Below are 8,169 nucleotides of genomic sequence, written 5' to 3' on the forward strand. Positions count from 1 at the left end.
GGCTGGTTGTTATACTCGCAGACCCTCTCAGGGGGTGAATATTTCGAGCATATTGCCAGCATCCACGAACCGGTTCCCTCTCTCTGGGGAGAGGGCCAGGGTGAGGGGGCGAGTATGAAACTCTGGCCATTCTGGACAAGGAGAACCGTTGGCAAGATTCGCAGATAAAAGAGAGGGAGGCATCAGCCTCCCTCTCTTGTTTTCTACCGTTATCAGCGGCGTTTAACCGGTTCAGGCACTGGCCAGCCAGTTAAGCCAGGCATCCATCCCTTCGCCAGTGGTGGCGCTGACCTGGATCACCTGAATATAGGGGTTGACCCGTTTGGCGTTCTCGATGCAACGGGCGACGTCAAAGCTGACGTAGGGCAGCAGATCGATCTTGTTGATCACCATCAGCTGGGCGGCGGCAAACATGTCCGGGTATTTGAGGGGTTTCTCTTCCCCCTCGGTGACGGAGAGGATCGCCACCTTGTACTTCTCGCCGAGATCGAAGCTGGCGGGGCAGACCAGATTGCCGACGTTCTCGATAAAGAGGATGCCCCCTTCATTGGCGGGCAGCTGGTGGCAGGCGTCGTGGACCATCTTGGCGTCCAGATGGCAGCCCTTGCCGGTGTTGATCTGCACGGCAGGGACACCGGTGGCACGAATGCGATCCGCATCGGCGCTGGTTTGCTGATCCCCTTCGATTACCGCGCAGGGGCGTTTGTCGGCCAGTTGGCGCAAGGTTTCGCACAGCAAAGTGGTTTTGCCTGAACCCGGGCTAGAGACGAGATTGAGCACCAGCTGGGCCGCCTCGTCGAAGTGTTCGCGGTTGTGGGCCGCCAGCGCATTGTTCTTGGCCAGCACATCCATCTCGATGGCGATCAGCTGGCGCTGCCCCATGCCGGGCACCGACAGTCCCGCTTCCCCTTTGCCATAGTGCAGATCACCCTGCTGATGGTCATGGTCATGGTCATGGTCATGGCTGTGATCATGGGGATGTGCGTGGGAATGGCCGTGGTCATGAGAGTGGGCATGATCATGATGATGGTCGTGGGGGTGATCATGGTGGTGCTCATGCGGGTGATCATGCCCCTCATGGCTTATGGGAGCCAGCACCCCGTGGTAGTGGTGATGGACATCTCCCTGATGGTGATAGTGGTGGTGAATGATCAGGGTGCGTGGCGCACTCTGCTCGTGATCATGATGGTGATGGGCGTCATGAGCATGATGATGGTCGTGCTTATGATCATGTTCGTGATGATGCTCATGATCGTGCTCATGGCCGGCAATCCGCGCCTGGCCGCATCCGCATACGCTACACATATCAACTTACCTCGATGTCGGTGATGCGCAGGCTATCCCCCTGCGCGACTCGTAATTTGTATCCGCCACACTCGGGGCAGGCCTGCCCGCGCTCGGTGAGGGTGACCGTCTGGTTGCAGTCGTAACACCAGGCCTCTGCCGCCTGGTGTTGAAAGTGAAGCTGGGCCCCTTCGACGGCAGTGCCCTTGGCGGCCGCCTCGAAGCAGAAGGCAATGGTGTCCGGGTCGACGCAGGAGAAGCTGCCGACCTCGAGCCAGAGGGCGGTCACTTTGTTAAAGCCCCGCAGGGTGGCCTGTTCGGCTGCCAGATCGATGGCGGCCATGGCCAGAGACATTTCGTGCATGGTGGCTCCTTAACCGATATGGGGAGGAGCAGTGACTCCTCCCTGTAATTGACGGAACGGTATGGCCGCTCAACAGATCCGCGGCAGCAGCTCCCCCTGCGGCAGCTCCAGATAGCGGCGGCTTCCCCAGGGGTTGTTGAGGATCACCTTGTGGCGATCGCTCGCCAGCACCACGCCGATCTGGCTGGCTGCTGGGTTGAATTGCCGCAAGATGCCCAGCGCGTCCTGTGCCTGTTCGGCAGGCAGGGCCAGCACCATGGTTCCTTCATTGGCGAGATCATGGGGCTCGAAACCGTAGAGCTCGCACAGGCCGCGCACCGGATCGCACACTGGAATGGCGGACTCCTCCAGCTCGATGGCAACGCCGGAGGCGCTGCTCCATTCGTTGAGCACAGCGGCAAGGCCACCGCGGGTGGCGTCGCGCAGGGCGTGAGGGGTAATGCCAGCCTGCAGCAGCGCTTCGACCTGCGGCCAGAGGGTGGTGCAGTCGCTCTTGAGATCGGATCCCAGTTGCAGGGCGTCACGGGCCATCAGGATGCAGGCGCCGTGGCTGCCGATATCCCGCGACACCAGAATGGCGTCACCGGCCTTGAGGTTGCGTACCGAGATGCCCCTGCTCTGCTCAGGCAGCGGGAAGGTGCCGACCCCGCTGGTGTTGATAAAGATCTTGTCGGCTGCCCCCTTGGGCACCACCTTGGTGTCGCCGCAGACGATGCGGGCGCCGCTTTTGGCAAGCTCTGCTGCCATCGACTCGACGATGCGGGCGAGATCGGCGTAGGGGAACCCCTCCTCGATGATAAAGCTGGCGCTCAGATACTCGGGTTTGGCCCCCATCATGGCGAGATCGTTGACCGTGCCGGCGATGGCCAGCTTGCCGATATCGCCCCCCTCGAAGAAGAGCGGCGAGACGGTAAAGCTGTCGGTGGTGAAGGCAACGGGGCCGCTCACCGGCAGATGGGCGGCATCTTCACCGCGCAGCAGGATCTCGTTGCCAAAGTGGCGAAAGAAGAGCTGGTTGATCAGCTGATTCATCTCGACGCCGCCGCCGCCGTGGCTTAACTGAATTTCTCTCATTGGATCCCCATATATCGGTAGTAGGCATTGCAGGCCCCTTCGGAGCTGACCATGCAGCTGCCCATGGGCTGGGTCGGGGTGCAGCCCCGGCCAAAGACTTTGCACTGGTTTGGCTTGGCCAGGCCGCGCAGGATATCGGCGCACTGGCACGCCTTGTGGTCATCGATGGGAGTCTGATTAAGCGCAAAGTGACGCTCCGCATCGCGCTTGGCAAAGGCATCGCGCAGGCGCAGGGCGGAGGCGTTGATATCCCCCAGACCTCGCCAGCGAAAGTGCTCGCGGGTCTCGAAAAAGCGCTCGACCAGCCGCTGGGCGGCTTTATTGCCGCTGGCGGTGACGGCGCGGCTGTATTGCACCTCCAGCTCGTAGCGACCCTCCACCTTCTGGCGCACCATCATCAAGAGCGCCTCCATCACATCCACCGGCTCGAAACCGCTCACCACCACCGGCACCTGATAACGATCGACGATGGGCAGGTAGATATCGGCGCCGGTGATGACGCTGACGTGGGAGGGGCCGATAAAAGCGTTCACCTTGGCAACGCCGTCGGCCATCACCGCATGAATGGCAGGGGGCACCAGCACATGGTTGATATGAAACAAGAGGTTCTCGACCCCCTCAGCTTCAGCGGCAGCCAGCAGCGCCGCTGTCATCGGGGTAGAGGTCTCGAAGCCGATGGCGAAGAAGACCACGGTTTTTTCCGGGTTCTCTTTGGCGATACGCAGGGCATCGAGGGGGTCATAGACCGGACGGATATCGCTCCCCTTGGCGCGCTGCTGGGCCAGCGTGCCCTTGGAGCCCGGCACCCGGACCATGTCCCCCAGGGTGACCAGAATGACGTTCGATTGGCGGGCGAGCTCGATGGCCTGATCGATGCGCTCTTTGGGCATGATGCAGACCGGGCAGCCGGGGCCGTGGACAAACTCGATGCTGGCCGGCAGCAGCTGGTGCAGGCCGTACTTCATGATGGTGTGGGTATGGCCGCCACACACCTCCATCACCCGCAGTGGTTCGGGGAGTAATTTGGCCAGTTCGGTGATCTGGGCGGCGAGGGCACGGATCACCTCGGGCTGGCGAAAGCCCTGAAAGAGATCATTGAGTGTCAGCATGGCAAGATATCCTGTTTGGGCATCAGGGCAACCATCTGGCGGAAGCTCTCGAGGCTGGCCTGCGCCTCCTCCTGGTCAATCTTGCTCATCACAAAGCCGATGTGGAGCAGCACATAGTCCCCCAGCTTGAGGGGCTCTTCGAGCAGCATGCAGCTGACGCGCCGCTGCACCCCCAGGGTGTCGACGGTGACGCAGTTATCTTCGGGGTGCAACTGCACCACCTGAGAGGGAATGGATAGACACATGGATTTCAGGACTCCGACAAGGTGGTACAACCGGCTGTTGCAGGTTGGTGCGTGGCAAGATGGTGGATGGCAAACCAGAGCTGACCGGCGGCGATGCCACCGTCATTGAGCGGCAGGGTTTCGCTGGTCAATACCTGCCGTCCGGTCGCTTCGAGAGCGGGCACAAGCTGGTCCATCAGCACCCGGTTTTGAAAGACTCCGCCCCCGAGCGCCACCGGATAGCCGGGTAAGCGTTCGGCAAGGGCAACAACCAGATTGCTGATGGCGCGGATAAAACCGGCGGCCAGGCGGGCGGTGGAGGTGCCTTGGCGCCGCTCGCTGACAAGGGTATTGATGAGCTCTGCCCACTCGATATGCAGCGGCCCTTCCGCTGATTGGCTGAGATCAAAGGCGAGGGGCAAGGGCTGTTCATCTGGGGTGAGCTGCAAGGCTGCCGCCTCCAGCAGGAGCCCGGCTTCCCCCTCGTAATCGGGGGTATCGATCACCCCCAAGAGTGCCGCCACCGCATCGAACAGTCGACCGATGGAACTGGTGTAAGGGGTGTTTCGACCCAGCTGCCAGAGCTGGTGCAGGTTGCTGATCCGCTTAAGGGGCTGTTGCTTGATCAACGGAATATCGAGGGTACTGATCTGCTCCACGTCATATGACTCAAACAGCAGCCCCAGCAGCTGGCGTACCGGCTCACGGATGGCCGCCTCACCGCCGATCAGCTTGAAGGGTTTGAGGTGGGCAATCCGCTCAAATCCCTGAACATCGGCCAGCAGCAGCTCGCCGCCCCAGAGGGTGCCGTCATCCCCAAGGCCGGTGCCATCGAAGGCAACACCCAGCACCGGGCCTGTGATGTTGTGCTCGGCCATCACCCCCAGCAGGTGGGCGTGATGGTGCTGCACCTCGAGGTGGGTTGCCCCCTGATCCTGGCAATAGCTTTTGGCCCACTGATGGCTGAGATAGCCCGAGTGGCGATCCGAGACCAGAACTTCGGGTTTGAGATCGTAGAGTTCGCGAAAGGTCGCCAGGGTCTGCTCGAAGTGCTCTTGCATCGGCAGGCTGTGGAGATCGCCGATATAGGGGCTGTAGATGCGCTGGCGGCCGAAGGCGAGCGCCAGCTGGTTCTTCTGCTGCGCCCCGACCGCCAGCAGCGGCACCCTGACCGCCTCTTTCAGGCTGGGGGTGCAGGGGGCATAGCCCCGGGCGAGGCGCAACGTCTGGCGTCGCCCGCCTGCCCACTGCACCAGACTGTCGTCGCACGGGTGCAGGATGGGGCGGTTATGATCCAGGATGCCGTCAATCTCGCTGCCGAGCTCCCTGACCACCACCTCGCACTCGATAAGGATCGGGCTGCCGCGACCATTGGCGCTGGTGGCCACCAGCGGCATGGCGCAGGCATCCAGCAGCAGCTGATGGAGCGGGGTATAGGGGAGCATGACCCCAAGGTAGGGGATGCCGGGGGCGATCCCCTCGGCCAGCGGCGCGGCTGACTGTCCAGATTCTGAGTGCCGATCATCGTTAATGCGCTTGCGCAACAAGGTGATGGGTCTGGCCTGAGAGGCGAGCAGCTTCCACTCGTCTTCGCTGCCGGTGACATGCAGTTTGGCCTCGGCAAGGGAGCCTATCATCACCGCCAGCGGCTTGCGCGCGCGCCGCTTGAGCGTTCGCAATCTGGCAACACTCTGTTCATTGCGGGCATCACACATCAGGTGATAACCCCCCATCCCCTTGACCGCAATCAGCGCCCCCGCTTGCAGTGCGCGAGCAGCCGCTTGCAGGGCATCCTCGCGCTCGGCCAAGGCATCGCCACGGCCATTTCGCCAGCTGAGATGGGGCCCGCACTCGGGGCAGCTCACCGGCTGGGCGTGGTAGCGTCTGTCCAGCGGGTTTTCATAGGCCGCCGCACAACGCCGGCACATGGCAAAACTGGCCATGACAGTGTGGGGGCGGTCGTAGGGGAGGCGGCGAATAATGGTGTAGCGCGGGCCGCAGTGGGTGCAGTTGGTAAAGGGGTAGCGATGGTGGCGATCCGCCGGATTAGCCACGTCCGTGGCGCACGCCTCGCACATCCCCTGATCTGGCGAGATGGCGACCGTGGCAGCGCTCTGCTGCTGGCTGGCTTTAATTCGAAACTGGCTATTAAATTGGCCACCGAAGTCGGGATCATGAGCAAGGGGCAGTTCCCGCTCGCTGAAATGATCGATACGGCTCAGCGGCGGCGCCAATTCCCGCAGTTCGCGGGCAAAGCTGGCGAGCTGCTCGGGCGATCCTTCGGCGCCGATGGTGACGCCGTTGGCATCGTTCAACACATAACCGGCAAGGCCGTGGCGCAGCGCCAGCCCATAGACGAAGGGGCGAAAGCCGACCCCCTGTACGATGCCGTCGATGTGAAATTCGCGGCGAAGCCGGTTGGCCACAGGATTGGCAGAGCCAGAGGGGGCGATGGTGGCGCTCATACCGGCTCCATCTCATCTTGAGTCTGCGGCAAACGCAGCACCCGGCGCTCGTTCTCCTCGCGTCGTACCCAGCCATCCACCTCCATGCGCAGGCAGAATGGAATGGCGTATTTGCGCGACAAACCGGTGATCTCCTTGAGGGATGCCATGTCGATCAGATCTCCCACCTGCTGGCCCGCCAGCACGGCGGCGACCATCTGGTTGTAAAGCTCGGCGTCGTAGTAGATGGGGCCATCGAGCTGCACCAGATACTTGAGTCGCGCCAGATTGCGCAGCTGCTTTTGCAACGCGCCTTTTTGCAGCAAGCCCTGCTGCAGGGCGGCGGGCAGTTTGCGGGTGATAAAGGGATCCAGCTCCACGCCGCCGGGGCCCAGTTTACCGGGCTCATAACCCTCCTTGCCTTGATCTCGCACCACTTTGAGCACCAGCTGTGCCTCTTCCCCCAGATCATCTTCCGACTCGCCACTGCCCGACTGCCACTTGTCATGGTGCAGGCGAATGTGCTGCTCGCTCTTGAGCTGCTGGAGCAGGGCCTGAGTGACCGGCACGGAGATGCCAAAGCGGGTTGCCAGCTCGGCGGCACTAAGGGGTTCACTTTTCAGCGTGGCCAGCAGCTGGTCGCGGCTTTGGGCCAGCCAGCAGTTATCCAGCAGCCACTCACCGAGGGGGGTGACCTGCTCTGGCCGCTGGTCAAAGCGGCTGGCCAGCACATAGCCATTGAGGCCCAGCTGCAAGGCTGCGGGGTTGTAGTGCTCGATCTCATCTGGTAGCTCACCCAGCAGGGCGTGCAGCGCCTTGCGTCTGGCGGGGTGGATGTCGCCGCACCAGACGATGCGGGCGCCGTGCAACAGCTCGCTGCTGCCGTGGCGAATGATGGCGAGCGGCTGGCCAAAGAAGCAGGGGATGGGGCTGGTAAAGATCAGCCGCGCCAGCCGGGTATCCTTGATGGGCACAAAACGGGCCAAGCCATGCCAGCTGCCAAGGGCCACTTCCACTTCGCGGTTGCGCTGTTCCCGGATGCTGCCGCCGAACTCGCAGAGTCGCACGATAAGGTGGGTTGCCGCCTCGCACTGGCCAGCGGCGCTGGTGAGGCAGTGACCGCGGGCCACCTCCTTGTGGGGCACTTTTTTCAGGCCCACCGCCACCCGACAGACGGCGCCGATCTCGTCGACGCTCTGGTGATAGGCCTGCAGGGAGCGCACTTGCACTTCCCGATCGGCGGGGTAGAGGCGCAGCTTGTCCCCCACCTTGAGGCTTCCCTGCTGCAAGGTGCCGGTAAGCACGGTGCCGGTGCCATTGGCGGTAAAGACCCGGTCTACATAGAGGCGCGGGGCGCTCTGCTCGCGGGCAGCGTGTGAGGCTGGCAGTTCGGCAAGCTGGCGCACGATAGCGGCGTGCAGGGCAGCCATATTCTCGCCGGTTTTGGCGCTGACGCTGACGATATCGGGCACCATGCCGCTCTCGTCCATCACCCGCTCCAGCAGGCTCTCTTCCAACAGCAAAAGCTCGTCAGGGGAGACTAGATCGCACTTGTTGATGCAGACCAAGAGGCGCGGCACCCCCATCGCCTTGAGCAGGCGCAGGTGATCGCCGGTCATCGGCATCCACCCCTCGTCGGCGGCGATGACCAGCAGCACCAGATCCAGACT

7 protein-coding genes and 1 pseudogene are annotated in these 8,169 nt (G+C 62.5%); 1 reads left to right on the top strand and 7 read right to left on the bottom strand.

The window, feature by feature from the left end:
• Window positions 1-231: 231 nt before the first annotated feature.
• Window positions 232-1,005 (bottom strand): annotated as a pseudogene (gene hypB / locus DBR30_RS17305) (hydrogenase nickel incorporation protein HypB); the annotation flags it as partial.
• Here hypB and DBR30_RS22465 point away from each other — a divergent pair.
• Window positions 919-1,329, top strand: coding sequence for a hypothetical protein (locus tag DBR30_RS22465; protein WP_375061230.1), 411 nt, complete (start codon window positions 919-921; stop codon window positions 1,327-1,329). The pseudogene hypB and the gene DBR30_RS22465 sit on opposite strands and share 87 nt — an antisense overlap.
• Here DBR30_RS22465 and hypA read toward each other — a convergent pair.
• From hypA to DBR30_RS17335, 6 genes are all read right to left on the bottom strand, one after another.
• Window positions 1,307-1,648 (bottom strand): hydrogenase maturation nickel metallochaperone HypA, encoded by a 342-nt coding sequence (hypA, locus tag DBR30_RS17310; protein WP_108540801.1) that lies wholly within the window; start codon window positions 1,646-1,648, stop codon window positions 1,307-1,309. The two genes, DBR30_RS22465 and hypA, sit on opposite strands and share 23 nt — an antisense overlap.
• Window positions 1,649-1,717: 69 nt before the next feature.
• On the bottom strand, window positions 1,718-2,722 hold the full coding sequence (gene hypE / locus DBR30_RS17315; RefSeq protein ID WP_108540798.1) for a hydrogenase expression/formation protein HypE: 1,005 nt from the start codon (window positions 2,720-2,722) through the stop codon (window positions 1,718-1,720).
• A complete protein-coding gene (hypD, locus tag DBR30_RS17320) occupies window positions 2,719-3,831 on the bottom strand; it encodes a hydrogenase formation protein HypD (protein ID WP_108540795.1) in 1,113 nt (370 codons plus the stop codon). The genes hypE and hypD overlap by 4 nt, the downstream gene beginning before the upstream one ends.
• Complete coding sequence (locus tag DBR30_RS17325) at window positions 3,825-4,076, bottom strand: HypC/HybG/HupF family hydrogenase formation chaperone (RefSeq protein WP_108540792.1); 252 nt, start codon at window positions 4,074-4,076, stop codon at window positions 3,825-3,827. The genes hypD and DBR30_RS17325 overlap by 7 nt, the downstream gene beginning before the upstream one ends.
• 5 nt (window positions 4,077-4,081) lie before the next feature.
• Window positions 4,082-6,520, bottom strand: coding sequence for a carbamoyltransferase HypF (gene hypF / locus DBR30_RS17330; protein ID WP_108540789.1), 2,439 nt, complete (start codon window positions 6,518-6,520; stop codon window positions 4,082-4,084).
• Window positions 6,517-8,169: SelB domain-containing protein (locus DBR30_RS17335; RefSeq protein ID WP_108588452.1), on the bottom strand; the 1,653-nt coding region annotated here is incomplete at its 5' end. The genes hypF and DBR30_RS17335, both read right to left, overlap by 4 nt.

The sequence above is a fragment of the Aeromonas sp. HMWF017 genome, assembly GCF_003061465.1.
GTDB classification, from domain to species: Bacteria; Pseudomonadota; Gammaproteobacteria; order Enterobacterales; family Aeromonadaceae; genus Aeromonas; species Aeromonas veronii.

Excerpts from the sequence above, each read along its gene's own strand:
- DBR30_RS17325 (WP_108540792.1), bottom strand. The coding sequence starts at position 4,076 with ATGTGTCTATCCATTCCCTCTCAGGTGGTGCAGTTGCACCCCGAAGAT.
- hypD (WP_108540795.1), bottom strand. The coding sequence starts at position 3,831 with ATGCTGACACTCAATGATCTCTTTCAGGGCTTTCGCCAGCCCGAGGTG.
- hypE (WP_108540798.1), bottom strand. The coding sequence starts at position 2,722 with ATGAGAGAAATTCAGTTAAGCCACGGCGGCGGCGGCGTCGAGATGAAT.
- hypF (WP_108540789.1), bottom strand. The coding sequence starts at position 6,520 with ATGAGCGCCACCATCGCCCCCTCTGGCTCTGCCAATCCTGTGGCCAAC.
- hypA (WP_108540801.1), bottom strand. The coding sequence starts at position 1,648 with ATGCACGAAATGTCTCTGGCCATGGCCGCCATCGATCTGGCAGCCGAA.